Annotated in this window: 16 protein-coding genes and 2 pseudogenes; 10 read left to right on the forward strand and 8 right to left on the reverse strand. The window is 44.3% G+C overall.

Features of this window, described 5'->3' with window-relative positions; all coding sequences use genetic code 11:
• Positions 1-35: 35 nt before the first annotated feature.
• From nusA to M5J74_RS27530, 5 genes are all read right to left on the reverse strand, one after another.
• Positions 36-1,370, reverse strand: coding sequence for a transcription termination factor NusA (gene nusA, locus M5J74_RS27510; RefSeq protein WP_015157061.1), 1,335 nt, complete (start codon positions 1,368-1,370; stop codon positions 36-38).
• 145 nt (positions 1,371-1,515) lie between these two features.
• Positions 1,516-1,977 (reverse strand): ribosome maturation factor RimP, encoded by a 462-nt coding sequence (rimP, locus tag M5J74_RS27515; protein ID WP_015157062.1) that lies wholly within the window; start codon positions 1,975-1,977, stop codon positions 1,516-1,518.
• 228 nt (positions 1,978-2,205) lie between these two features.
• Positions 2,206-2,355: a hypothetical protein gene (locus M5J74_RS27520; RefSeq protein ID WP_250014407.1), complete on the reverse strand. Its 150-nt coding sequence runs from the start codon at positions 2,353-2,355 to the stop codon at positions 2,206-2,208.
• A gap of 128 nt (positions 2,356-2,483) precedes the next feature.
• Positions 2,484-3,623 (reverse strand): hypothetical protein, encoded by a 1,140-nt coding sequence (locus M5J74_RS27525; protein ID WP_250014409.1) that lies wholly within the window; start codon positions 3,621-3,623, stop codon positions 2,484-2,486.
• Between the two features lie 149 nt (positions 3,624-3,772).
• A complete protein-coding gene (locus M5J74_RS27530) occupies positions 3,773-4,798 on the reverse strand; it encodes an ABC transporter permease (protein WP_106218223.1) in 1,026 nt (341 codons plus the stop codon).
• Positions 4,799-4,971: 173 nt separating this feature from the next.
• Between M5J74_RS27530 and M5J74_RS27535 the strand changes: the two genes are divergently transcribed.
• Positions 4,972-5,817 (forward strand): AraC family transcriptional regulator, encoded by an 846-nt coding sequence (locus M5J74_RS27535; RefSeq protein ID WP_250014411.1) that lies wholly within the window; start codon positions 4,972-4,974, stop codon positions 5,815-5,817.
• A gap of 82 nt (positions 5,818-5,899) precedes the next feature.
• On the opposite strand, the pseudogene M5J74_RS33700 reads toward M5J74_RS27535, so the two are convergent.
• Positions 5,900-8,273: pseudogene (locus tag M5J74_RS33700) on the reverse strand (ATP-dependent helicase).
• A 920-nt stretch (positions 8,274-9,193) separates the two neighbouring features.
• Here M5J74_RS33700 and M5J74_RS27550 point away from each other — a divergent pair.
• The 5 genes from M5J74_RS27550 (at position 9,194) to M5J74_RS27570 (ending at position 15,102) form a co-directional block, all read left to right on the forward strand.
• Positions 9,194-10,642 carry a hypothetical protein gene (locus tag M5J74_RS27550; protein ID WP_250014416.1) on the forward strand — a complete coding sequence of 483 codons (1,449 nt, stop codon included), beginning with the start codon at positions 9,194-9,196 and terminating at the stop codon, positions 10,640-10,642.
• Positions 10,643-10,831: 189 nt separating this feature from the next.
• Positions 10,832-11,092: a nucleotidyltransferase family protein gene (locus M5J74_RS27555; RefSeq protein ID WP_250014417.1), complete on the forward strand. Its 261-nt coding sequence runs from the start codon at positions 10,832-10,834 to the stop codon at positions 11,090-11,092.
• Between the two features lie 283 nt (positions 11,093-11,375).
• Complete coding sequence (locus tag M5J74_RS27560) at positions 11,376-12,860, forward strand: TldD/PmbA family protein (protein WP_015157072.1); 1,485 nt, start codon at positions 11,376-11,378, stop codon at positions 12,858-12,860.
• Positions 12,861-13,034: 174 nt separating this feature from the next.
• Complete coding sequence (locus tag M5J74_RS27565; RefSeq protein WP_015157073.1) at positions 13,035-14,375, forward strand: TldD/PmbA family protein; 1,341 nt, start codon at positions 13,035-13,037, stop codon at positions 14,373-14,375.
• Between the two features lie 148 nt (positions 14,376-14,523).
• A complete protein-coding gene (locus tag M5J74_RS27570; protein ID WP_015157074.1) occupies positions 14,524-15,102 on the forward strand; it encodes a hemerythrin in 579 nt (192 codons plus the stop codon).
• 79 nt (positions 15,103-15,181) lie between these two features.
• Here M5J74_RS27570 and M5J74_RS27580 read toward each other — a convergent pair.
• Positions 15,182-16,583 (reverse strand): annotated as a pseudogene (locus tag M5J74_RS27580) (lipid-A-disaccharide synthase-related protein).
• 194 nt (positions 16,584-16,777) lie between these two features.
• A complete protein-coding gene (locus M5J74_RS27585) occupies positions 16,778-16,960 on the reverse strand; it encodes a hypothetical protein (RefSeq protein ID WP_127022191.1) in 183 nt (60 codons plus the stop codon).
• Between the two features lie 91 nt (positions 16,961-17,051).
• Between M5J74_RS27585 and M5J74_RS27590 the strand changes: the two genes are divergently transcribed.
• From M5J74_RS27590 to M5J74_RS27605, 4 genes are all read left to right on the forward strand, one after another.
• Positions 17,052-18,947, forward strand: coding sequence for a serine/threonine protein kinase (locus M5J74_RS27590; RefSeq protein WP_250014422.1), 1,896 nt, complete (start codon positions 17,052-17,054; stop codon positions 18,945-18,947).
• A 17-nt stretch (positions 18,948-18,964) separates the two neighbouring features.
• On the forward strand, positions 18,965-22,132 hold the full coding sequence (locus tag M5J74_RS27595; protein WP_250014423.1) for a DEAD/DEAH box helicase: 3,168 nt from the start codon (positions 18,965-18,967) through the stop codon (positions 22,130-22,132).
• Between the two features lie 5 nt (positions 22,133-22,137).
• Positions 22,138-22,977: an SWIM zinc finger family protein gene (locus tag M5J74_RS27600; RefSeq protein ID WP_250014424.1), complete on the forward strand. Its 840-nt coding sequence runs from the start codon at positions 22,138-22,140 to the stop codon at positions 22,975-22,977.
• Positions 22,978-23,043: 66 nt separating this feature from the next.
• The gene (locus M5J74_RS27605) at positions 23,044-25,725 is read left to right on the forward strand and encodes a glucosidase (RefSeq protein WP_250014425.1); all 2,682 of its coding nucleotides are present in this window, start codon (positions 23,044-23,046) and stop codon (positions 25,723-25,725) included.
• The last annotated feature ends 19 nt before the right edge of the window (positions 25,726-25,744 follow it).

Raw genomic sequence — 25,744 nt, forward strand, 5'->3', positions numbered from 1 at the left:
GCTTCAGGGGCAGTTACCAAGTCACGAGTCACGAGTCACAGTTCGTTAGTCGCCGATTCTTCTAGCTCCTCAGATGTTTCCAGTTCTTCATCCAATGCTTCACCAGTGTCATCTACTGTTTCTATCATGTCTTCTAGTTCTTCCTCTGCCAATTCTTCCTCTGCTAATTCTTCCTCTAACTGTGCGGCGGCTTGTTGTCTAGCTGCTGCCGCAAATTTAGCATCTTCAGCGGCGTAATCGTATTTGTCGCGGTCTTTGATGTCAATTTTCCATCCTGTCAAACGGGCAGCTAGACGGACGTTTTGTCCTTCTTTACCAATTGCCAAACTGAGTTGATCTTCTGCCACCAATACGTGAGTCTGACGAGTTTCCGGGTCCATCAACCGTACTTCATCCACCCTAGCCGGACTCAAAGCATTGGCAATATAAGTAGCTGGATCGGGCGACCAGCGAATCACATCAATTTTTTCTCCGCGTAATTCGTTGACTACGACTTGAATTCGCGACCCTCTAGCGCCAATACATGCCCCTACTGGGTCTACATCTCGGTCTAGGGTATCGACAGCTATTTTTGTCCGAGGACCGACATGCCTGGAGGGAGGATTGGCTTCCCTAGCTACAGCGACAATGCGGACGACTTCATCCTCTATTTCCGGCACTTCATTCGCAAATAAATACACGACTAGACCAGCATCAGCCCTGGAAACCAATAACTGTGGACCTCGATGCTGTCCCTGCAAGACTTTCTTGAGATAAACCTTAAAAGTAGCATTGGCGCGATAATTATCGTTAGGTAGTTGCTCCCGCTTGGGTAATTCTGCTTCGACTTCTGGCTGACCGAAGCTGCTACTAACCGCCATAATCACTGACTGTCGCTCAAACCGTAGTACTCTAGCTTGCAGTACGGTATCTTCTATATCTTGAAATTCCTCTTGGATCATTTGACGCTGCTGATCGCGGAGTTTTTGCGACAAAACTTGTTTGGTCTGCATCGCTGCCATGCGTCCAAACTCTTCTTTATCTGGAGTCACGTCAACTAGCACCGAATCACCAATTTGAGCTGCATCCCCTGCAAATTCTTGCACGTCTTTGAGGGAAATCTCGTGGTCGGAGTTGGTGACTTCTTCAATAATCGTTTTAGTTGCTAGAACTCGAAAGCCTTGTTCTTCAACATCCAACTCTACTTCAAAGTTGTCAAAATATTCTTCTTCAAAATGCTTTTTGTCTAAATTTTGCGCTCGCCGATAGCGCTCGTAGCCTTTTAGCAAAGCTTCTCTCAAGGCATTTTGTACCGCATTCCGAGGTAAATTCCGTTCGCGGCTGATGCTTTCAATTAATTCTTTTAGACCCGGTAGGCTAACCATTGACATAATATTTAAACCTCTTTATCTGTAGGGAGTCGGAAGTGGGGACAAGGAAGACAAGGAGGACAAGGGAGACAAGGGAGAAATTGCAATCCGAAATCTCAAATTCACAATTTTCCTAACCTCCAATCCCTCACTCCTAACCTCTGATTTAGTGGCGCTCGTCCAGTTGTACCCTGGTGATGAGAGAGCGGGGAATGGCGATCGCCCGACCTTTTTGATTCAAAAACACTGCGGTTTCATCGCGCTTAATTAATTGACCCGTCCACTCTGTATGACCTTCATAGGGTTCGGATAAGGTGACGATCGCAGGGAATCCTTTAAAAGAAATAAAGTCTCGGTCTGCCACCAGCTGGCGCGATATCCCTGGACTAGAAACCTCCAAAACGTAAGCATCAGGAATGACATCTGCTGTATCTAGCGTTGCTTCTAAAGCGCGGCTCATGCGTTCGCAGTCGTCTAGTCCGGTGTCTTGCTGCGGATTGCGGATGTCCACGCGCAGCACTGGCGGACGATGGTTTGTATGGAAAACAACGTCAACGATTTCCAACCCTAGATCTTCTGCTACAGGCGAGGCGAGTTCAATGATTTGGGGAATTAAGGGATGAGCCATTGTTCAGACATAAAAAAAGCGGGTGGACACCCACTTCCTGAGAAACAGTTATTTTTCCAGAAAGTTTAAAGGCGAAACAAATTCGTTTCGCCCTTACATTTGAGTTTAGCGCATCAATTAGGGGTGAGGAGCGAGGAGCGAGAGAATGAGACAAGGGAGAGGGGAAAAATGTTTTTCTTCCTGTCCCCCTTGTCTCCCTTGTCCTCCTTGTCCCTCACCCCTTACTCCTCACTTCTCACCCCGCTTCAATAGCCGGGTTTGTTCCATAATTTGCTCGACATCCTCTTGTGCTAGTCTGCGGACGTAGTTGAGTTTGACTTCTTCTAAAAAGTCAGAAATCAGAGATTGAATGCGTTCTAAGGTATGTTTTTCCTGCATTTGCGTACCTAAAGCTTGGCTGAAATGTTGAGCTAGCTGGCGGGAAATTTTTGCCCCAACCGGATCTTCTACGGCTTTGACGATCGCGGTATAAAAATTTTGGGTAATGGAGGTCGCTAGTTGCTGGCTCAGCGCGTGGGGGAGTTGCCGACTCCTGGTAGATTTTGGATGCTGCGGTAGAGGGGGGATTGGTCGAGGGTACTTTCGATGCTGTGGCGTAAAATGGCAATGATATCTGGTTCGATTTGGGGGAAGACTTGGTAGACGAGGACGTTGACGACCAGAGAAGCGATCGTCTCAATTTCGTTAATATTATTTAAATCTATGTATGGTTGCCGCTTAGAGCTGGCGGATAACCAATTTGTTAACTCTCCCCGTCGTACCGAAACTTGTAACTGATTAATAAATTGAATTAAAACGACTTCAGTGATTTCCTGTGCCAAACTGGCGACAAATCCTTGAGTCGCTTGTCGTCGGACTGATTCTAAATTTAATAATTTTGCTTGGTGCAAGCGAACCGTCACTGGAATAATTCGCAGCCACGTCCAGCGCAAAAAAGGTAACAACTCAAAGGGAACGATGAGTAGAATGTCATACCATCGCCATAACATCGCATCTTGCCATTTCAACCCAACATGACGACGGCTAATGATAAAAGTGCGGATGAGAAATTCTACGCCAAACAGGACGATGAAATAAGCGTCAATTCCCCAGAATTCATCGATAAATTCTCCGTTTTCACCGATCGCACGATAATAATTTGTGGCAACTAAAGGGCGAATACTGCGATTGAAAAAGTCAATCTCTTTTTGCCACCCAGCCTTGAGGAGATATTCTTGACTCCAAAAAATATTAAAAGCAGTACGCGAAGATTCTTCACCGATGCGATCGCGCATTCGATTTTTAATTCTTTCTAGCGTCCCCGTCTTATTTGCCAAGGCAAACGGATTAGTTTCGATAATGTCACTGCTGTAGCGGCGCAGTTGCTCTAATACGGCTGCTGTCTGGGGTGACTGCAATCCTGTTTGACTCACTTGTTGTTCTAAGGCATTGACTAGCTTTAAATACTGCTGAGTTTCGCGGTGCGGCTCAATGCCTTTAATTGGATCGTAAATTGTTGTAACTTCAGGAATGCGGTTGAGGTAAAAATCGCGCCAGGGGACGTAGGTGAAGTCAAAAATGACTAAACCAAAATTTACTGTAGCTGCGATCGCCATTAAGCGCTCGAACCATAGAGAAAAGCGACGTTTAGGCAAGTCAAAAGTCAAAAGTTAAATGTCAAAAATTAGGATATAGGAGATAACAGTGATGGTCAGGAATGAAAACTAACCCGCTCTAACTAGCAACCACCAACTACCAATTACCCATTACCCATTACCATTACAACCTGCGTGTCTTCTAGATCTTACCAGTAGTATTAATAACGAATGCGGGGATCGATGGAGGCATTGAGAATATCAATGATGATGCTGGCAAGCACGACGATCGTACCAAAGAATACTAAAATTCCTTGAACGGTAGGATAATCGCGCAAGGAAATTGCTTCGTAGAGGCGGTTGGCTAAACCAGGCCAAGAAAATGTCACCTCAGTTAAGATTGCTCCGCCTAATAAAGAGGCGAAAGTGAGTCCCATAATCGTAATCACGGGAATTAAGGCATTTTTTAAAGCATGGGCAAATAAGATCCGTCGTTCGGGAATTCCCCTAGCACGGGCAGCTTCTACATAGTCAGCTTTAAGGGTATGTTTGAGGTTGACGCGAACAATACGCTCGAAAATTCCCGATAGTAAAAGTCCTAGAGTTAGACTCGGCAGCAATAGGTAATAGATAGCACTGAAAAACTGGGTAAAATTGCCGCTTAATAAACTATCAATAGTGTAGAGTCCTGTAAAACCTTCAGGTGCGGGTATAGAAGTTGGAAAGCGCGTTCCCAAGGGAAACCACCCCAACTGTACTGCAAATACCAACTGCATTAACATTCCTACCCAGAATAAGGGTAAGGCATAAGTGATAATCCCAAATAATCGCCCCCCTACATCTAACCAAGAATTAGGGCGGGAAGCAGCTAGCATTCCGATGCTAATTCCAATGATGAGCGCAAATGCCATGCTAAATACGGCTAATTCTGCCGTAGCGGGGAAGTGCTGTCCGATGGTTTGCCAAACGGATTCCCCTTGAGTCGTAATGGAACTACCGAGATCGAAACGTAAAAGACTACCAATGTAACGAATGTATTGAATTGGCAAAGGATCGAGTAGCCCTAACCGTTGCCGATATTCTTGCTTGACGCTTTCTGGGGCGCGTCCTCCTAACACAGCATCGACGGGATCGCCAGGAGTTGCTCTTAACAACAAAAATACCACAGTCACGATCGTCCACAGCATGAGTGGTGTCAGCAGCAATCGAGCCAGAATGTAATATTGCAGAGATTTTGAGCGAGACATATGAGGGATAAGGGAGCAGGGACGAGCTGGGAGCAGGGAAATAAGGGAGAATTAGCGACCGATCGCTGACTTAAGATCGGGGAAGAACGATTAGTCAGCAATATCTTAGATCGGCAACTGCCATTAATGCTAATATCCCTTCAGGAAAGCCGATCGCTACGAACTGCTATCTTATGGATAACGCTGCTAGAACTCCAGCTAGGTGCGAACGTGCTAAGTTTTGGCGACAGCCGGAGTTTGGTAATTTGGAGTTACTTAGAGCAACTTATATTACTCATGCTTTCTGCCGACACATTCACGAAGCTTATACTATCGGTGTCATCGAACAAGGGGTAGAAAAGTTTACTTACCAAGGCGAAATGCATTTTGCCCCTGCTGGTACGGTGGTGATTGTCAACCCTGGTGAGGTGCATACGGGAAGTGCGGGAGTTGAGAATGGTTGGACATATCGCGTGTTATATCCTGATGTGAGTTTATTGCAACAAGCTGCGGCTGAGGCTTTTGTGGGACGACAGGTTATGCCTTATTTTCCGCAAGCCGTGATTGACGATCGCCAGCTTGCTCAACAGATATTACAACTACATCAAAGTTTAGAAACTTCGCCGTCGCAGTTAGAAAAAGATACGCGCTGGTTGGGAACGCTTGTAAAATTGATTCAACGTCATGCAGGCGCTCGCCCTACACTGAAACAAATAGGTACACAAGACAAACCGATCGCGCGAATTAGATCGTATTTAGAAGCAAATTATACAGAAAATATTTCTTTAGAAAAACTTGCCGCGATCGCCAATCTCAGTCCGTTTTATTTATTACGAACATTTCGCGATCGCGTTGGTATGCCACCTTACGAGTATTTAACTCAAGTGCGGGTGGCAAAAGCAAAAAGGCTTTTATCACGAGGATATGCGATCGCGCAGGTGGCGCAACAAACGGGTTTTGCCGATCAAAGTCATTTAACCAGGCAATTCAAGCGTTTTGTTGGAGTCACGCCAGGGAAGTATAGTAAACCAGTCGGATAATACCATCACTTTGGGCTCTAGGCATTTGTGGCGACTGCGAGAGACGAGCTGCTGATAATTATGTTCGGGACAGTCAATATTGTTATGTTGTGACTAGCGATCGCGGAAATTGGCGCACTAAAGCCGAAAATACCGGACAGGGGCGACTGTTATCTAAATTTTCAGGTTTGCTCCAGGTGAAAGGTGCTTTTTGTGCCGCAGAAATCCACAGTAACCGTTTGGCGCGAGTGATGGCAACATAAAGTAAGCGAAACTCTTCTGCTGTCTTGAGTTGTTTTGCCTGTTCCCACGCCGTAGCAACATCGGGTAAGGGAAATTGTTCGTGCAAAGCAGCGCGAATTTGGGCGCGGGCAACTTCTGCAACGGTGAAATCTCCCAAAAAATGAGCTTGAGGTAAAACGCGCAGATTTCCAGGAATTGTATTTTCGTGTAAAAACGGAATGAATACGCAGTCCCAATCCAATCCTTTAGCTTTGTGCATGGTAATAATTGTCAGTTGCCCAGGACGGGTATAACGCGCCTCGGAATCTTCCGTATCCACGGCTTCAAATTTTTCCGAATTGACAATTTCGCTCAACACTAGCAACATGGCAGCCAAATTATGACTGCCATTACCAGCAAGTTGTTGCTGCACTCGTTCTGCTAGCTTATCTGCTGTCGCGAGTTCTGCTTGGTCGTAATTCAGGGTTAAGGCAAGGAAGGAAATTAATTGATAGGGAGGTAACTCCATGCGAGCGCGAAGCAGGCTGCGGCACAAATGACTGGCTTTTTGAGCTGGTTCGGGTTGAGGTGCGTCTAAAGGACCAGGATACAGAAATTGTTCGGGAATGGTTGCCAGCGCGTTCAAATCTTGCGGTTGGATTAACTGACGCTGTACCAAAACTTCCAAGGCAGCTTTGAGATAATCGGGGGAGTGAGGACGGTCGAGGAATTGCAGCAGTGCTAGCACTTCCGCCGGAACTTGAGAATGGCGATCGCTTTCTGAAACCTCGTACACTACGATATTATGCTCTTGGCAAATCGGCGCGATCGCTTCAGCCAGCCATCGTCCCTGTCTGTTTTCCCTCACTAAAACCGCCATGCGCAGATTATTCGGTGTTTCTGGAGTTTGTGTTTCTCCATTCGATTCTGCTTGACACAGCGCCACTACCCGCCGACCAATCAATTCTGCCGTGTGATGAATATCGCGAGGCGTATGCAACTCCAATCCCCCACCAATCGGCGCAGGATTAGCATCCGGCTGCGGGTCGTCCAGGCTAACCGGATGAATCGTTTGCGCTCGAAATGGCAAAGAGGTAATTGGTAATTGGTAATTGGTAATTGGTTGACCGCTCCCTTGTCCCCCTTGTCCCCCTTCGCCCCCTAATCCCCACTCCCTTCGGTCGCGGGACCCCGAGTTCCCCCTCGTCCCCTTGTCCCCTTCCTCCCTGCTCCCTACTCCCTACTCCCTGCTCCCTTCCATTCACCCACCCCAACATAAAGTTAGCTGCGGCAATGACAATCCTAGTGCTGCGTCCTGCCATATCCATTGTCGCCAAACGTTGTTGCTGCTGGCACTCTTCGCAGAAGCGACGAAAATAAATTGGGTCGGCAGGGGTAAAGGTAGAATTAATTGCTTGGTTGGGATCGCCAACGCGGATTAAATTTGGTGGTAAATCTGGGTTTTCTGGATCTTGCGCCAGAATTTCTAAGAGTTTGGTTTGCAGGGGTGAAGAGTCTTGAGCTTCGTCTTCAAATACGGCAAAAACTTGCTTTTGTTCGTTGCGTCTGGCGCTAGGATTTTCTAGTACCCGTAGCGCTGCCAAAATCATATCGTCGTAGTCGATTAAATCGCGCGATCGCATTAGATTCTGATACTGTTCGTACAATCCAGCGGCGACGGTTAAAATTTCATATTCATCTATTGCCTGTTCGCCCAACACTCGCAACTGTTGCGGTTGATATCCAGAGCTTTTCGCTTCGTGAATGACTAAATAAGCTAATCCTGGTAGTACTTCTGTCCGCAATACCGACTGTCGCCGTAAGCGTTCTGTTTCTTCGCCGTCAAATTGCCTACCTTCGAGTAACCGAGAATACAAGCGGGGATTAGCAGCAATCCACTGTTCTACACAAGTCCGAATCAAGCGGTGGCTCTGGTTGGGCGTGATTAACGTCGCGTTATCCAACGGTAGTCCCGACAAGTCAGGATAGCGGCTGGCAATATTCAGCGCTAAACCGTGTAGGGTATTGACAGTGAATCCTCTTGGTGGTAGAGATAATTCTTCTCGTAAATACCTGCGAATCTTACCTTTAATATTTGCTGCCGCAGAACGAGTAAATGTAACAACAACAATCGCACGTTTGGCATGTAATTGATAGCGGGCGATCGCAATTGCCGTTGCTGCTGCCATTCCCGTCGATTTGCCTGCCCCTGGCACTGCCGAGACTGCCAACTGTCCCCCCTGCCAATCTGCCATTTGTTGCTGTCCTGGGCGCAAGCTGTTGCGCAGCTGTTCCCAATTATTTGTACGGGCGCACAGCTGTGCGCCCGTACTAGAGTCGGGAGTCGGGATGGATAATTGGTCGGTGAGGTTGGCTTCTGGCATCGGGAATTTTGGACTCAATCTAGATATCTAAATCTAAAAGAGAATTTATGTTTTCAGCGTAATTTTTCAATATTAAGCCCAGATTGTCGTTGGATGACAAGTGAGACTACAGTATTTGTACAGGATAAAGCGATCGCCCTTACCATGTAATGAGAATAGGAGAGGTGCGATCGTATTTAATTGAAATTCTGTTCTGGATGAAATTCTAGTCAAGGTGGATATACAAAAAGATTCCGAATAATGTCCTAAACAGGGTAGTTATACGGAAGGATTCTGGATAAAGTCCTAAATGGGATAGTTATACAGAAAGTTTCTGCATGATAAATAATTATGCCGACCAGCTAGAAATTGTGCGTGTGTCAAGCTGGAGGTGTTAGAAAACTAAGAATGCTCAACTTGATGGAATATCTATTGACAGAGACCATGCGGAAGTTTCATATTGAAGATGCTAAAAGTCTCTAGTCTATCTATTGTCAGTCTATATCTGAAAGAACGAAGCTAATCTTAGGTGGTTAATTGTTGTTCAGCATCTAAACCATTAATCTGTTGGGGGTTACCCATAGCTGGTATGTACCGGTGGTTCTTGTCAGAATAGCATATCGAGCTTAAAGACTATTGATCTGGTGACTGTGGATCACTGGTAGCGATTGTAGATAGCATACCGTGAGGCAGGTAAATGCCCAAGTCAAAAAACGTAAAGCAAATTAACTAGAAGTTCCCACCGGATTCGATCTGGTTATCTACAGTTCCTCCTCGTTCGAGGGGGAGGAACATTTAAAAAAACTTGATTCATGTTAATTTCCATCCAATTTCCGTTTGCAGATGCAAGAAAATTTCTTGAAAATACTGGGCGATTAGATGTTCCAGGATGGCCATTACCTACACCTGATTATGAATTCGTTCGCTGTTTTGGAAGCATCAGGAGACGAAGACGAGGTGGCATAGAAGGATGGATAGGAGAAGATGAAATTTGTGAGGCAGATAAAGCGCTTCGATTTTGTAATAGCCTGAAATTCGTTGATAGCAAATTAGCATCGAGTATTTTGCTTCGCTGCGTTTTTCGGCGCTTATACTTTGATGGCTGGGCGGTTGGTAAATACGAAGTAGGTATTTGTCCCAAGAAGAGAATGCGCTCGACACTACTTAATTGGCAATTCAAGGAGCTTATCGAACATTTTCTATCTCTTCCTGTTTCAATTAGAAACTTTCAAGGAAATACAGAATTCTATGATTTATTGCGCTCGGGTAAGCATTTGGTTCAACTGTATCAGGAGGCAACTACAAGCCAAAGCTTTTTATGTAAACCAGAAGATTGGTGGGTAAGGTCTGGTGTCCCGCTGCTATTTACTCAGTTAAATGCTAAAGAAGACATTAAGTTACCATTTTGGTCTAAGCCAGTTATTATATCAGAAGATGAAGAGTTTCAGCTTCTTCATTGTCTTGTGCCTTACTCAGGGTTTAATCTCCGTATGTGGGTACTTCATACTAATAGAAGTTCAACATGGAGAAGCAACCATCATGAAAAACTCTATGAGTCAGATAGAGCAAGAACCTTGCGTATTTGTCTTCTTAGATTACATGCTGAACACGAGGGATTACGTCTGATTCTACGGAATATAATGAATGAGAAAATCAACATACTACCTAGAACTCCGCAAAGTGATACGCTTCAAAGGTATTTGAACAGTGCAACAGCAAGAATAAGCAAGCTAGAAACTGCTTCTAATAAACATTTTGAAACAGAGCTTATTGAAATCGCACGTGAATCTATTCACATCATTAGTCCAGGACAACGTGATAATCTTCTTGCTTCTCTTGAAAGGTTAGACATACGTAAAAATATTTTTGACAAGTTAGAGCGGTTTGTCAATCAGTGGGCAAATGTAACACTAACAGAGGTATACAACATGGGCGATACATACAATATTGGTCAGGCAGGAGCTGCGGGCAGATATGCTCGTTCAGACAATAATACTTTTGTTCAGATGGAACAAAAGAAAACCCTTGCTGAAGCAGCAGCAGAAATTCAAAAACTTCTTAAACAGTTAGAGCAAAGTAATCCTACCGCCACTGATGCCGACAAGGTAGCATATGTTAATGATGAAACTACTCCTAGTTTTAAACGTCGAGTAGTTAGTGCATTGCAAGCTGGTAGTGAGGCAGCCATTGAAGAATTTTTAGACAATCCTTACATCAATGTTGGAAAAGCTGTCGTTAGAGCTTGGATAAAGCTAGAGTAAGATCTGTGTGAAGCGACACAAAAACTACGTTGAAGTGAATTGTTGAAAGATCTTGGTGGGGTTACACAAAGTTACTTGTAACTACTTAACAGGAACGTTGACCTGCTCAGTCCCCCAGCGGAGACAATGTTTTGATGCTATTTCTGAGTCCCCAAGGTTGTGATAGACTCAGCATCAGATGAGTAGTCTATGCAAACGATGCCCGTACAAACGAAAGCTCAAGTGCTGGCTCTTCTCCAGGAATATCAGCAGGAGTTGCAGCGCTTTGGAGTTAAACGTTGCGGCGTTTTCGGCTCGTTCGCCCGTGATACCGCAATTCACGCTCAAAGTGATGTCGATATTTTAGTTGCTTTTGAGCCAGACCAGAAAACGTTTGATAACTTTATACACCTATCCTTTTTTCTAGAAGATCTTTTCGGTAGAGCAGTTGACCTTATTACTATTGAATAATTAAGTCCTTACATTGCTCCGCACATTCTAGATGAGGTCGAGTATGTCTCCGTCGGCTCGTGAATATTTGCAGCACATTCTTGATGAAACGACATACATCATCACAAATTCTACGAGTTTAGACAAGACAAAATTTGTGCAAGATGAAACCCTAGTATTAGGGTGCGTTATTTAACACACCCTACTTTAACGTAGCGATACCCCTACAGCTTGGGCTGATGGTAGTTTGTTAGACTGAAAGTCTAAAGTGTCAGTAAATCCTCAACAAGGACGCTCAAGCCCGATGATGCTATCGACGTATCCGAGTAGCCTACTGCTATCGAGAGAACTGCCTAACCTGGACTATAAATTAAAACGCGATCGCTTTGATGAAACTTGGGAAGCACCCCTTGCTACCCTACTTGGTTTAGGACGAGCAGCAGGTGCAGATTTTGTAGAATTTTTCTTGGAACGAGTTAACTATATTAACTGTTTAGCAGAAGACGACACGATCGCCAGCATCTCCCCCAGATTATCTACTGGTGCAGGGGTGAGAGTGTTTCGCGGTAAGGCTGATTGCTATGTCAGCACCAACGATTTAACATTTAACGGACTCAAAGCCGCTTTAGAAAAAGGACTTTCCATTCTAGGGTTACAACTTCCAGCACCCAACGCCTACATCCCTGCGATTAATTTAGAACTGCTGCGAGACTACGCCACGACTAAAGGTAAAGATAGCTGGTTTGCTAGCTGTAGTTCGATTCGCGAAATGGGAGAAGTGCTGCTAGATGCCAACCAACAGTTACAACTCAAAGCAAACCACGTCCAATCGAGACGCGCTACCTATTTCCGCGACTGGCAAGAAGTTTTAGTTGCTTCCAGTGATGGCACATTTGCTAGAGACATTCGCTTGACGCAATCGGTAGGATTTAACTTGTTGTGTGCGGATGGCATCCATCGGACATCCATCGGACAACGGGCAGGTAGTACTAGCGATCCTAATTTTCTCAGAGCTTGGGATTACAAATCAACCGCTGAGGAAGTGGCAGAATCGGCAGGTAAGATGTTGTATGCCGATTATGTAGAATCGGGTACGTATCCAATCGTGATGGCAAATCAGTTTGGTGGTGTCATCTTCCATGAAGCTTGCGGACACCTGCTGGAAACCACCCAAATCGAACGCAAAACCACTCCTTTTGCTGACAAGAAGGGTGAAAAAATCGCTCATGAAAGCCTGACTGCTTGGGATGAAGGACTGTCAGATAGTGCTTTCGGTACGATTGACATGGACGATGAGGGAATGCCAGCCCAACGGACATTATTGATCGAAAATGGAATTTTGAAAAACTTCTTGAGCGATCGCGCTGGTTCCTTGCGCACCGGACACCCCAGAACGGGAAGCGGACGCAGGCAAAGTTATACCTACGCCGCCGCCTCGCGGATGCGCAACACTTATATCGCACCAGGTAGCTATACCAACGAAGAAATCTTTGGTTCGATTGACAAAGGGATCTACTGCAAGAAAATGGGTGGTGGTAGCGTCGGCGCGACGGGACAGTTCAACTTTGCGGTTGAAGAAGCTTACTTAATTGAAAATGGCAAAATTACCAAACCCCTTAAAGGTGCTACTTTGATTGGTGACGCACAGGAAATTATGAATAAGATTTCTATGTGTTCCCAGGATTTGGGATTAGCGGCGGGTTTCTGCGGTTCTGTTAGCGGTAGTATCTACGTTACTGTCGGACAACCTCATATTAAGGTAGATTCGATTACGGTTGGCGGAAGATAAGAATTTTGTCACGCAAAGACAAGGACACTTGCGTGCGGGGGTGTCCCCCGTTGAGGAGCGACTGCGTTGCGGGGTTCCCCCGTTAAAGCACGTCGCGTCAAAGTGTCCGTGCAAAGGATGCTTAGCGTCTCTGCGTCTTTGCACGATCGCATTTTAAGAAGATAAGTAAAGAGTATGACGAATATTCAAGAACTTGCAAATTACGTTCGAGATAGTGCTGGTAAAATTGGCGTTCAAAAATTTGATATTTTCGGTTCTTCTGTTGATGAAACTAGCGTGCAGGTAGATTCAGGCGAACCAAAACAAGTCAAAGCCTCAAATCGTTCTGGGGTGACGGTGCGGGTGTGGAATGAAAACAATAACGTAGGAGTCACTAGCACGACAGACGTATATCCTGAAGGTATCGAACTTGCTTTGAAAACTGCCTATGAAGCGAGTTTCTTTGGGGTTAAAGAAAATGTACCAGATTTTAGTCCAGAAGCAATCGCGCCGATTACTGCTGATACAGAAGCTACAGCACCTCAAGCACCTGTAGCTAAGTTAATTGAAACCCTGATCTCGGCTGAAAAGGAACTCTTGGCTGCTCACCCGGCGATCGCGGGTGTACCCTACAATGGTTTATCGCAAAGAGATTTAGATCGGTTTTATCTTAATAGTGAAGGTGCGACACGTCATGAAGCCCGTTCCTATGCTTCGATCTATCTTTACAGCAAAACCGATGAAGAAGGGAAAAAACCCCGTTCTGCTGGCGCATTTCGGATTAGCCGTAATCTAGACAACTTAGATATTCAAGCTTGTCTGAAAGAAGCAGCCGAAAAAACTATCAGTCACTTGAATTACGAGAAAGTTAAGTCTGGTAAATATCGCGTTGTCTTTTCTCCTGAAGCTTTTTTAAGTCTGCTGGGTGCTTTTTCTAATCTGTACAATGCTCAAAGTATTCTGGATAAACAAAGTCTGTCTACACCAGAATCTATCGGTAAGCAAATTGCCTCGCCTTTGCTTTCGGTGTGCGATGATGCATTACATCCTGAAAATATTGCTGGAGAAACGTTTGACGGTGAAGGTACGCCTACCCGTCGCATCTCGATTATCTCTGATGGAGTATTAACAAATTTTCTCCATAGCGCAGGTACGGCAAAGCGCTTAGACGCAAAACCCACCGGACACGCTAACATTGGGGCAAAGGTGACGGTTAGTCCTCATTTCTATCACGTTTTTTCTAACCAACCAGCAACTCAAACATACAACTTAGATACGGCTGAAAATGTCATTTTTGTTGACGATTTACATGCCTTACATGCCGGAGTCAAAGCCTTGCAAGGTTCTTTCTCCCTCCCCTTCGATGGTTGGGTCGTTAACAATGGCAAGCGGACGAGTATCGAATCTGCTACTGTGGCAGGAGATTTTCTGGAAGTGTTGCAGTCAATTATTTTCGTCGAACCAGAGGCAGAATTAACCCCATCTGGGGTTTGCCCTCGGATTTGGATCGATAATTTATCAATTACTGGGGAATAGTTGTTGGTTGCTAGTTCTTGGTAGGGACGCACACTGTGCGCCCCTATCGATTGCAGATTTCTTGAGAATATATCTCAAGTAAGATTCAAATAAATAGCTTTATATGAGAGCTTATAGCTTGACATAGCAATTGGAGGGAAAGTGAAATATGGTCGCAACTTTAGACGATACCAAGCGTAGAGCGATCGCAATGGAACTAGCAGATTTAAAAGCCCTACAAGAGTTGCTAATTAGCAATGAAGAGAAATTGATTCCATCTGTCAGTAGCGATAAAGAAATTAGCGATCGCCTCAACGATTTTCTCAGAGACGACAGGCAAAATTTGACTGTCATTAACGAAGTTATTGCTAAGTTTGGTGGTGGTTCTGTCGGGCATAGAGATACAACTGGGCAATATGTAGAGCAAGTCAACCGTTTAATGGATGGTAACGAACTTTCGTTATATCAAAAAGTCTCAGCTCACGAGCGGATCAAACACCAAGCTGTTATGACTGGCTTAATTATTCACAAAGCATCCCAGGTGACAGGGGAAGATGTCAAGGATGCGATCGCGCCTCTTAACCAAGTCAACTTTGAAAACCGCGCCCACCAAGAGCAAATGAAAGGAATTCTAGAGGTTCTGGGAACCCGCGAACTAACGGGTAAAGATCCAGATCAAAGCGTTTGGGCAAGAACTCAAGATGCTGTCGCTGCTTTGCGGGGCGTATTTGATGGGTTGACGAAGTAGTTATTCGCTCCCCCAACTCCCTTTAAAAGGCATATAGTTTGTTTAAACACCTTGTGTAGGGGCGCACAGCTGTGCGCCCCTACAGACATTTGCTATATTTCTCAATTAAGCACTCGGCAATGCGGCGGGCTGCACCCGGTTTACCCATGCGGCGTATGCCGTTCTCAGCGATAGATTGCAGCTTTTCGGGGTTAGAGAGTAAAGCCGCGATCGCAACACCAACTTGGTGAGGGTTTTGGACGAAAGTAATCGATTCCCCAAAATGACGGCTTTGTGCCTCAGCAAAAGCATAGGTAAATTGCGGACCTTGACCAGGCATGATAATGGCAGGTTTGCCTAGCCCAATGAATTGTTCTGTCGCCGTTCCTGCCATTGCGATCGCAATTTGGGCTTGATGCAAGCAGTCGTTGTAGGCGTGTTGAGTTAAGATAACAGATGCATTTTTTTGTTGAAATGTCAATGACTCGGGAGGATCCCCCAACCCCCGAAGATCGGGGGGCTTTGGTAAATCTAGTATTTACAAGAGATTGACAAAAAGGCTCTAAATCGAGATTAGGGGCGATCGCAGCTAAAAATACCAATGGGCGATCGCCGAAAGTCACGATTAAATCTTTGACTGCTTGCAATATCAGTTCCCAATTTCGGTAAACTTCGGGAGGACGAGAACCAGGTAGCAGCAGAATTTTTAGCGCTTGGCTTGTCTCCTCTACAAATTGGGATGGTTCGAGGCGATCCATCATGGGATTTCCCAGATCGAAGGCAGGAACGTTATGCTGTTGCAAAATTTTAGCAGTCAGGGAGTCTCTAGGAAATACCGCTCGACAGCGGCGATGGCTCATAAAATAGCGCTCCCAAGGATGATAAATCGAACCCGACCAATGTTCTAAACGGGCAAAAGGCGATCGCCCAGGCAAAACACCATTTTCATCCCGCACGTAATATTCAGATTTAGCTGTCCCCACAAAAGCATAATTCGCTCCACTCCGCCAGGCAAAGAGTAAGGGTACGATATCGCCTACGGCTAATACTAAAGAATTCGGAATTCGGAATTCGGAATTCGGAATTAATTTTGAATTTTGATTTGCTTCCTCAGCTTTCTCAGCTCTCTTCTCCCCTGCTCCCTGCTCCCTACTCCCTGCTCCCCTTACCCATTGACGTATCGCCCTCAACTGATGCCAAGTCAGTTGTAACAAGCCACCTTGAAGATCTCCTAGCAGTTGCCGTCCATCCATGTAAATGAAGCCACCAGAAGGCATGATTTTTACGCTACCAATTAGGGGAATACCCAGACGAGCGTAAGCTTTACCTTCACCGACAATTGGTAAAGCAGCAATATCGAGGTTTGGACAAAGCTGCTGGAGTTCTTGGACGATCCGAACTGAAATGATATCTTCGCCATGACCGTTACTTAGACAGAGTAACCGCGAATGAGGGGCGAGTATAAAGTCAGAACTGAAGCAGGAATGAGATCTATAGTCCATTTCAGTAATAAAAATTAATAAAAGAGCGAGGGAGTTGTTTAAATTTTTAGCATTGAAGAAGCGTTGTTACTAGGTCGCTAAGAAGCTATTTCGAGGCTTGTGGGTTAGTTAACAAACCATAACTTCTCAGCCAGACTAATTTGGACTAACTTAGACTGATAGATGTATGGCTTTGGATTTCATTGCTGTAGCCCTCACTGTTTCTCGTCTTTCATCTCTAAAGAAAGAATAAAACTGCACGTCACGCCGCGATCGCTTTCGCTACGCAGCAAGCAGATTGGACGACTGGATGAGTGTACGGCTGGTAGCAGTGGTTGGTATAATCCATACTGGTTTTTTGTCGCGTCGGAGGGTGACAGGTCTATAAGTGGAACCAAGTTAAAAATTCTACATAAAAGCGATTTAGCATAGGCAAGAGGCAGAAAAATTAAGCAAGCCTAAAGGTCGTGCATTAGTCTTGAGGGGAGTATGCTAGCTGGCAAAACATTACAGCGTGGGAAATATACCCTGGAACAAGAAATAGGACGGGGGGGATTTGGCATTACTTATAAAGCCACCCACCAATTTTTAGGGCAACCAGTGGTAGTCAAAACGCTGAATGAATTGCTCCGGCAAGCGCCGCAATTTGCTAAGTTTCAGCGCCAATTTCAGGATGAAGCCCGACGCTTAGCAGCCTGCGTCCACCCCAATATTGTGCGAGTCAGCGACTTCTTCATTGAGGACGGCTTGCCATTCATGGTGATGGATTATATTCCTGGGCAAACTCTCGCCAAGGTGGTGTTTCCAGATCGTCCCTTGCCAGAAACGCTGGCAATTCACTACATTCGGCAGATTGGTGCGGCATTGGAAGTCGTGCATCAGAAGAACTTGCTGCATCGGGACGTGAAACCCCAAAACATTATTTTGCGCCAGGGAACTCAGGAAGTCGTACTGATTGATTTTGGGATTGCGCGGGAATTTACTCCAGGTTCAACCCAAACTCATACCAACATGGTTTCAGAAGGGTACGCACCCATAGAACAGTATCTCGCCCATGCCCCCCGTACTCCAGCCACAGATGTTTATGCCCTAGCAGCAACGCTATACGCGATCTTGACAGCCAAAGTACCAGTTGCCGCTAGCCTGCGCGATCGCATCCCTATGCCCAACGTACGCCAAATCAATCCTCGGTTAAGTGTTGACGTGGAACGAGCGATTATTTTGGGGATGGAGATTGAAGCTGTCAATCGACCTGCTACCGTAGCCGATTGGCTGGAACTATTGCCTCATACTTATTCCCAAAGTTTCTCAGGTGGTCTGACGGGTGGCGGGCGATCGCCAACTCATAATTCTTCGATCCCGAGTTGGCTTTCTCAGTCCAGCCAACCTGGAGTATCGGTTATGGAACCCCCATCTATCGAGAGCGAGGAGATCCCCGCCAAACAATCTTTTTTACGCGGTTTGTGGATTGGTGGTGGTTTAGCTGCGATCGCTGGCATTGCAACTCTAGCGATCGGCACAGTTTTTCCTAAGTCTGTACCTCAGTCACCTCAAAATTCGATACCCGCGCGCTCCAGCCAGCCTGCACCTCAGCCTACATCGCCCACCGATGCTAGATATGAGAAAAACATTACACTTCCACAAAAAGAAAACTCGCAAAAAGCAAACTCAACCGCTCCCCCGCCAACTCAACCTGTAAAAAATACTACCGAGCAACAGCCAGCAGCCAATACTTCTGGGCAAAGTGGGACGCAAAATCTCAGCAGCCCCGTCAACCCAACAATTCGATCTGGCACTCGCAGATGGAGACAAGATCGGAATAATGCTGGGCAAGGTTTTAACCGTAGAGTGAGGGCTACCTCATCAACCAGAAATCGCTCAACTGTCACGCCTACTCAACCTAAAACCAATCCTCAACGTAACTCGACAAAGACAAATAAGAATAAATCACCTCAACCTGCACCATCCCCTACACCAAAACCAGAACAATCGCCAACATCTAAGCAGTCCCCAACCCCATCCTCGCCAACACCATCCCCATCCCCAGCAGCATCACCCTCACCCCAGAACGCTCAACCATCCCCAGAAGCATCACCCTCACCCCAGAACGCTCAACCATCCCCAGAAGCATCACCCTCACCGCAAAACGCTCAGCCATCACCAGAAGCAGCACCCTCACCCCAGAACGCACCAGCACCAACACCAGAAGCCTCCCCAACAACCAACCACCAACCACCATCGCCAACACCCGCTGCACCAAGTTCAAATTCCTCTCCAGCAAAAGGAGGAGAGCCAATGTTGCCTAGCGATTACGAGTCTGGTAGCATTACGCCATCACCAACGCCCACAGCTGCACAAACACCCCCTGCCAATCCACCACATTAAAAACCTGGTATCTATCCATGAAAATCATCCACGGTACTTGGATTCCCTCTGCCGAAGCTGATTTCATTCAAGATGGTGCATTTTACCTGTGGGTAGAAACTTCAACTGTCCAAAAACGTCGCAACACCGATCGGCGCACCCATCCTTTTCATTTGGCTTCAGCAGATCTAGAAGCCTTCTTAACTGAGCAATTGGGAATTGCCTCAGCTACTTATAGCAAGACGAACGATCGCATTTCTACTAAATACTTTGCCCTACCAACTGCAAGCGATCGCCCCCTTCCTTCACCAGAATTAGCCAGATATCTTGATGACATCGAGCTAGAAAATGAAGGATTTGCATATTGGGCAATTGCTTGTTACCTAGTTAATACCAGCGTCAAAACAAACAGTTACAGCTATAGTCAAGTCAGTCATATTATTAAACTGCTCAACGACATTCATTTTTTAGCTTTAAATAATGCTGATGAAATTCAATTTGGTTCGGATTTAGTATTTTGGTATCACTACACCCAAGCTTTTAAAGAAATTATCCTCAAAGACCAATATATCCCAGCACTAAAATATCGCGAACTGCCAGCAACCAAAAGTAAACGCAAACAGACAGCTAATCGATTTGAAATTTATCCAGCTTGGGAAATAGTCTCCGAACAATACGATGCGATCGTCCAAAAATATGTTGATTATATGCCAGCTATCTGCACGGCGGGACGGGCAACTTCGAGCGATCGCGTGGAGTTTTTTACTCCAGAAACTTTGCTGCGACACTTTTCCGAATATCTACTGCGAGACATTATAACTCATACCCCTTCCACGGCTGCATTTGATAGCTTAATCTCTGATTCCTTGCTGCAAAAATGCTTTCAATCTAACAATACTCCCCAACAAAGCGATCGCGCTTTAATAGAATACAAACAGTGGTACGCCTGGAAAGAAAAAATTACCCGTACCCAAACTGCTACCCCTTTTGACCTCTGTTTTCAACTCCAGGAAGCGCCAGCCGATCGCGTAGATAATTGGAATATTGACTTTTTAGTAGCGCCAAAACAAGACCCTTCTTTAAAGCTATCGCTATCCGATTATTGGGGTATGAACCAAAGAGCTAAAAAAGCTTGGTTTAAACATTTGGGTACGGATTTTGAAGCCGATTTGTTATTGAATTTGGGATACGCAGCAAGAATGTATCCTTTGCTTTGGGAGGGATTAGAAACCGATCGCCCGATTGGGTTACAACTAAGTTTGACACAAGCCTTTGAATTTCTCAAAGAAAACGCCTGGGTATTAGAAGATGCAGGCTACAAAGTTATCGTTCCTGCTTGGTGGACTCCTGAAGGTCGTCGTCGCGCCAAGATTCGTCTCAAAACGTCTTCACGCGGCGCTAAATCGACAACTGCAAACCAGGGATATTTCAGTCTAGACTCTCTAGTACAGTATCAATACGAATTGGCAATTGGCGGTGAGGCTGTCACGCAAAAAGAATGGCAGCAACTTGTGAATGCGAAAACTCCGCTCGTACAATTTCGGGGTCAGTGGATAGAATTAGACCAAGATAAAATGCGGCAGATGTTGGAATTTTGGCAATCTCAAGCTAAAGAACAGCCAGAAATGTCGCTACTCGATTTAATGAAATTAGCAGCATCAGAAGATGAATTAGAAGTTGACCACGATGATGCTTTAGCAACAATGATGGCGAAGTTGCAGGACAAAAGCAAGCTAGAACCAATTTCAGATCCGCCGCAGTTGCAAGGGACTTTACGGGAATATCAAAAACGTGGTGTAGCTTGGCTGCAATATTTAGAAGCTTTAGGGATCAACGGATGTTTAGCTGATGATATGGGACTGGGAAAATCGGTACAAGTGATTACCAGAATCATCAATGAAAAAGAAGCGATTGCTACACCACCAACTTTATTAATTGCACCTACATCAGTCGTAGGAAATTGGCTGCGGGAAATTGCTAAATTTGCACCACATCTACAAGCAATGGTACATCATGGTAGCGATCGCCTCAAAGATGAAGCTGAATTTAAAGCTACCTGTCTCAAACACGATGTGGTAATTACTTCATTTACTCTTGCTCGTAAAGATGAAAAACTTTTAAGTAGTGTAACGTGGCAGCGCATAGTAATAGATGAAGCCCAAAATATCAAAAATCCGAAAGCAGCTCAAACTCGTGCCGTTTTAAAATTACAAGCTAAACATCGACTAGCTTTAACGGGAACGCCTGTAGAAAACCGCTTATTAGATTTATGGTCGATTTTCAATTTTCTCAATCCAGGTTATTTGGGAAAAGAAGCACAATTTCGGAAATCGTTTGAAATCCCAATTCAAAAAGATAATAGTAAAGTCAAATCTAGTAGTTTAAAGAAACTAGTCGAACCGTTTATTTTACGGCGAGTCAAAACTGATAAATCGATTATTAATGATTTACCGGATAAAGTCGAACAAAATTTATATTGTAACTTGACAAAAGAACAAGCTTCGCTCTATGAAGCTGTCGTAAAAGATGTCTCAAAGCAAATTGAAGAATCAGAGGGAATTCAACGCAAAGGGTTAATTCTATCGACTTTATTGAAACTCAAACAAGTCTGCAATCATCCGGCACAGTTTTTACAAGATAGTAGCGAATTTTCTCCAGAGCGATCGCACAAACTTAGCCGTTTAATAGAAATGGTAGAAGAGGCGATTGCTGAAGGAGAAAGTATGTTGATCTTCAGTCAATTTAAAGAAATTTGCGACCCTTTAGAAAAGTATTTGAAGCACAATTGTCATTACAATACTTATTACATTCACGGTGGGACAAACCGTAATAAAAGAGAAGCAGCGATCGCCGAGTTTCAAGACCCTGAAACAGAACCATCGGTATTTATTCTATCTTTAAAAGCGGGAGGAGTGGGAATTACTCTGACTAAAGCCAACCATGTTTTTCACTTCGATCGCTGGTGGAACCCCGCAGTAGAGGATCAGGCGACAGATAGAGCTTTTCGGATCGGTCAAAAGAAGAATGTTTTCGTACATAAATTCGTTGCAATGGGTACGTTAGAAGAACGCATCGACCAAATGATCGCCGATAAGAAAAAGCTATCTTCTGCGATTGTTGGTAATGATGAGTCTTGGCTGACAGAACTCGATAATGAAGCATTTAAACAACTAATTGCATTAAATAAAACTGCAATATTGGAGTAGCGATCGTGGCTAAATTCAGTCGAACTTGGTGGGGAAAGCGTTTCATTGAAGCCTTAGAAGCATTCAGCGATTCTGGTAGGCTGGGGCGCGGACGTTCCTATGCTAGCAATGGTAAAATCATTGAATATAAAATTGACGGCAACAAAATTACGGCTAAGGTGAGAGGTTCGATAAATCCCTATTTTGGGGTATATAAAGAACCAAAATACGATACAAAAATCGAAATTACTCCAATTGACAAAGCGAGTTGGTCAAAGGCAATTAAATACGTTTCTTCTAAAGCAAGTTTTGTATCAAAGTTGTTAATGAGTGAAGTGCCAGACAGTATTGACTCAGCTTTTGCTGACTTAGGATTGCATTTACTACCGCATAGTAGAAAAGACTTCAAAACGAGCTGTAGTTGTCCCGATTATGCTAACCCTTGCAAACATATTGCAGGTGTTTATTACTTAGTTGCATCTCAACTCGACCATAACCCATTTCTCTTATTTGAATTGAGGGGTTTATCTAAGGAAGAATTGCAGTCAGAACTCGTGAAATCTCCTTTAGGACAAGTTTTATCTGCCGAATTAACTACTAAAGAAACTCCTTTAGTAGCAGAAACATCTTACTATACAAAACTCGAACAAGTGCCTGTAACCGAGCAGATGCATTCTAGAGAATTCTGGCTTGGAACTAAGCGCTTACCATCAAATATTGAAGTTGCCGAACCAGCAATTATTCCAGCAATTGTCGTGAAAAAACAGGGGGACTATCCCGCTTTTTGGCAAAAAGATACTTCCTTTATTACGGTGATGGAAGAATTATATCAGCGAGTGAGAACAAAAAACAAAGACGTTATGTAAGAAAGTCAAAAATTACTAATTTTCTTTGTCCCCCATATCCTCTATTCCTCATTCTCAATTCTCATCATGACTCAAGAAGAACAAAGATTACAAGAAGACCGCGATCGCAAAGCACACTGGCGGCGCTGGGGTTCGTATTTAAGCGAACGACAATGGGGAACAGTCCGCGAAGATTACAGTGCTGATGGTTCGGCTTGGGATTATTTTTCTCACGAACAAGCGCGTTCTCGCGCTTATCGCTGGGGTGAAGATGGAATTGCAGGTATTTCCGACAATCACCAACGCTTGTGTTTTGCGATCGCGCTTTGGAATGGTGTCGATCCAATTTTAAAGGAAAGGCTGTTTGGTTTAACTGGTAATGAAGGCAATCACGGCGAAGATGTCAAGGAATGTTACTTTTACCTTGACAATACTCCCACTCACTCTTACATGAAATATCTCTATAAATATTCTCAGCAAGCTTTTCCCTATACTCAATTAGTGACAGAAAATCAAAATCGCAGCAAGCGCGATCGTGAATTTGAATTACTTGATACAGGAATATTTGACAATAACACTTATTTTGATGTTTTTGTTGAATATGCCAAAAATACACCTGAAGATATTTTAATTAAAATTAGTATCGCTAATCGTGCTTCGGAAACTAGAAATTTATATTTATTGCCTACATTATGGTTTCGCAATACTTGGGCTTGGGGACGAGCCGAAACCGCTAAACCCAGACTGAAAAAGCTGCATCAAGATAGCAATCTGAGTATTATCGAATCTACTCATCCTAGTTTAGGCGATCGCTGGTTGTATTGTGAAGGTACAGCAGAGTTATTATTTACTGAAAATGACACGAACTACCAAAAGTTGTTCGGGGTCGAAAATAAATCTGATTTCGTTAAAGATGGAATTAACGATTATCTTGTTAACAATGATAAAAACACCGTCAATCCTCGCCAAATTGGTACTAAATTTGCAGCCAATTATAACCTAAATATTGCCGCAGGTGAAACCGTAACTATTTGCCTACGTCTATGCGACTCTCCTTATTTAGTCACCCCATTTGGTAAAGATTTCGAGCAAATATTTCAAACTCGCATTCAAGAAGCAGACGAGTTTTACGATCGCATTACTTCTCCTTGTCAATTAACACCAGATCGACGCAATATCCAGCGACAGGCTTTTGCGGGGATGCTATGGGCTAAACAATATTATTATTATGTCATCCATGAATGGCTGCAAGGCGATCCGGCTCATCCTAAGCCATCAAAATCGCGACAAAACGTGAGAAATACTGATTGGATTCATCTATTTAACGATGATGTTATTTCCATGCCCGATAAATGGGAATATCCCTGGTATGCAGCGTGGGATCTAGCTTTTCATGTCATTCCTCTCGCTATTATCGATCCTGATTTTGCCAAGCGTCAATTAAGTCGTTTGACGCGAGAATGGTATTTACATCCTAACGGGCAATTACCAGCTTACGAATGGAATTTTAGCGATGTCAATCCGCCCGTTCATGCTTGGGCGACGTGGCGCATATATAAGATCGAACAAAAGATCTACGGACGCGCCGATCGCTTATTTTTAGAACGGGTATTTCAAAAGCTCTTACTCAATTTTACCTGGTGGGTAAATCGCAAAGATATAGCTGGTAAAAACGTTTTTCAAGGCGGGTTTTTGGGAATGGATAATATAGGAGTATTCGATCGCAGTACCCAAGTTCCTACTGATGCCTATTTACAGCAGTCAGATGGTACGAGTTGGATGGGTATGTACTGTTTAAATATGCTGGCGATCGCGTTAGAATTAGCTAAAGAAAATCCCGCCTATGAAGATACTGCCAGTAAATTTTTCGAGCATTTCCTCTACATTGCTGATGCGATGAATAGTATGGGAGAGGAACGCAAAGGTTTGTGGGATAAAGACGATAGTTTTTATTACGATATGCTCCACGTCCCCGCTGATGGGGATATAGTCCTGAAAGTGCGAAGTCTTGTAGGACTGATTCCCTTATTGGCTGTTGAAACTTTAGAACCAGACGTTTTAGAACGATTGCCTGGTTTTAAAAAACGCATGGAGTGGTTTATTAACAATCGCCCCGATCTGCGTCAAAATGTTGCTTGTATGGAAACAAAAGGAATTGGTGCAAGAAGGCTATTAGCAATTTGTTATAAACCACCAGGAGGAACGGAAGCAGAAAATAAGTTGCGCTGCATTTTGAAAACAATGCTAGATGAGAACGAATTTTTAAGTCCCTATGGTATTCGTTCCGTATCTAAATATCATGCTTCTCATCCCTATTCCATTAAATTAGACGGACAAAAATATCACGTCAAATACGAACCCGCAGAATCAAGTGATGCTATATTTGGGGGTAATTCTAATTGGAGAGGTCCCATTTGGTTTCCAATCAATTACTTAGTCATAGAAGCATTACAAAAGTTTCATTATTATTTAGGTGATGATTTTAAAGTTGAGTTTCCCAGTGGTTCGGGTCGCGAAATGAATCTGTGGGAAGTTTCTCAGGAATTGTCGCAAAGACTGATTAAAATATTTCTGCAAGATGAATCGGGGAAAAGACCAGTTTATGGAGATCTAGAAAAGTTCCAAACCGATCCACACTGGCACAATTTAATTATGTTTCACGAATACTTTCATGGTGATAATGGTGCGGGTTTAGGGGCAAATCATCAGACGGGTTGGACGGGTTTAGTGGCGAAATTAATTCAGCAGTGTGGTGAATACGATAGATGAAGAATTGATTTCGCAGGTA

The organism is Chroococcidiopsis sp. CCNUC1, assembly GCF_023546805.1.
GTDB classification, from domain to species: domain Bacteria; phylum Cyanobacteriota; class Cyanobacteriia; order Cyanobacteriales; family Chroococcidiopsidaceae; genus Chroococcidiopsis; species Chroococcidiopsis thermalis.

Coding starts and splice junctions, on each gene's coding strand:
- nusA (WP_015157061.1), bottom strand. CDS start 1,370: ATGTCAATGGTTAGCCTACCGGGTCTAAAAGAATTAATTGAAAGCATC.
- rimP (WP_015157062.1), bottom strand. CDS start 1,977: ATGGCTCATCCCTTAATTCCCCAAATCATTGAACTCGCCTCGCCTGTA.
- M5J74_RS27520 (WP_250014407.1), bottom strand. CDS start 2,355: ATGCAGGAAAAACATACCTTAGAACGCATTCAATCTCTGATTTCTGAC.
- M5J74_RS27530 (WP_106218223.1), bottom strand. CDS start 4,798: ATGTCTCGCTCAAAATCTCTGCAATATTACATTCTGGCTCGATTGCTG.
- M5J74_RS27535 (WP_250014411.1), top strand. CDS start 4,972: ATGGATAACGCTGCTAGAACTCCAGCTAGGTGCGAACGTGCTAAGTTT.
- M5J74_RS27550 (WP_250014416.1), top strand. CDS start 9,194: ATGTTAATTTCCATCCAATTTCCGTTTGCAGATGCAAGAAAATTTCTT.
- M5J74_RS27555 (WP_250014417.1), top strand. CDS start 10,832: ATGCAAACGATGCCCGTACAAACGAAAGCTCAAGTGCTGGCTCTTCTC.
- M5J74_RS27560 (WP_015157072.1), top strand. CDS start 11,376: ATGATGCTATCGACGTATCCGAGTAGCCTACTGCTATCGAGAGAACTG.
- M5J74_RS27565 (WP_015157073.1), top strand. CDS start 13,035: ATGACGAATATTCAAGAACTTGCAAATTACGTTCGAGATAGTGCTGGT.
- M5J74_RS27570 (WP_015157074.1), top strand. CDS start 14,524: ATGGTCGCAACTTTAGACGATACCAAGCGTAGAGCGATCGCAATGGAA.
- M5J74_RS27590 (WP_250014422.1), top strand. CDS start 17,052: ATGCTAGCTGGCAAAACATTACAGCGTGGGAAATATACCCTGGAACAA.
- M5J74_RS27595 (WP_250014423.1), top strand. CDS start 18,965: ATGAAAATCATCCACGGTACTTGGATTCCCTCTGCCGAAGCTGATTTC.
- M5J74_RS27605 (WP_250014425.1), top strand. CDS start 23,044: ATGACTCAAGAAGAACAAAGATTACAAGAAGACCGCGATCGCAAAGCA.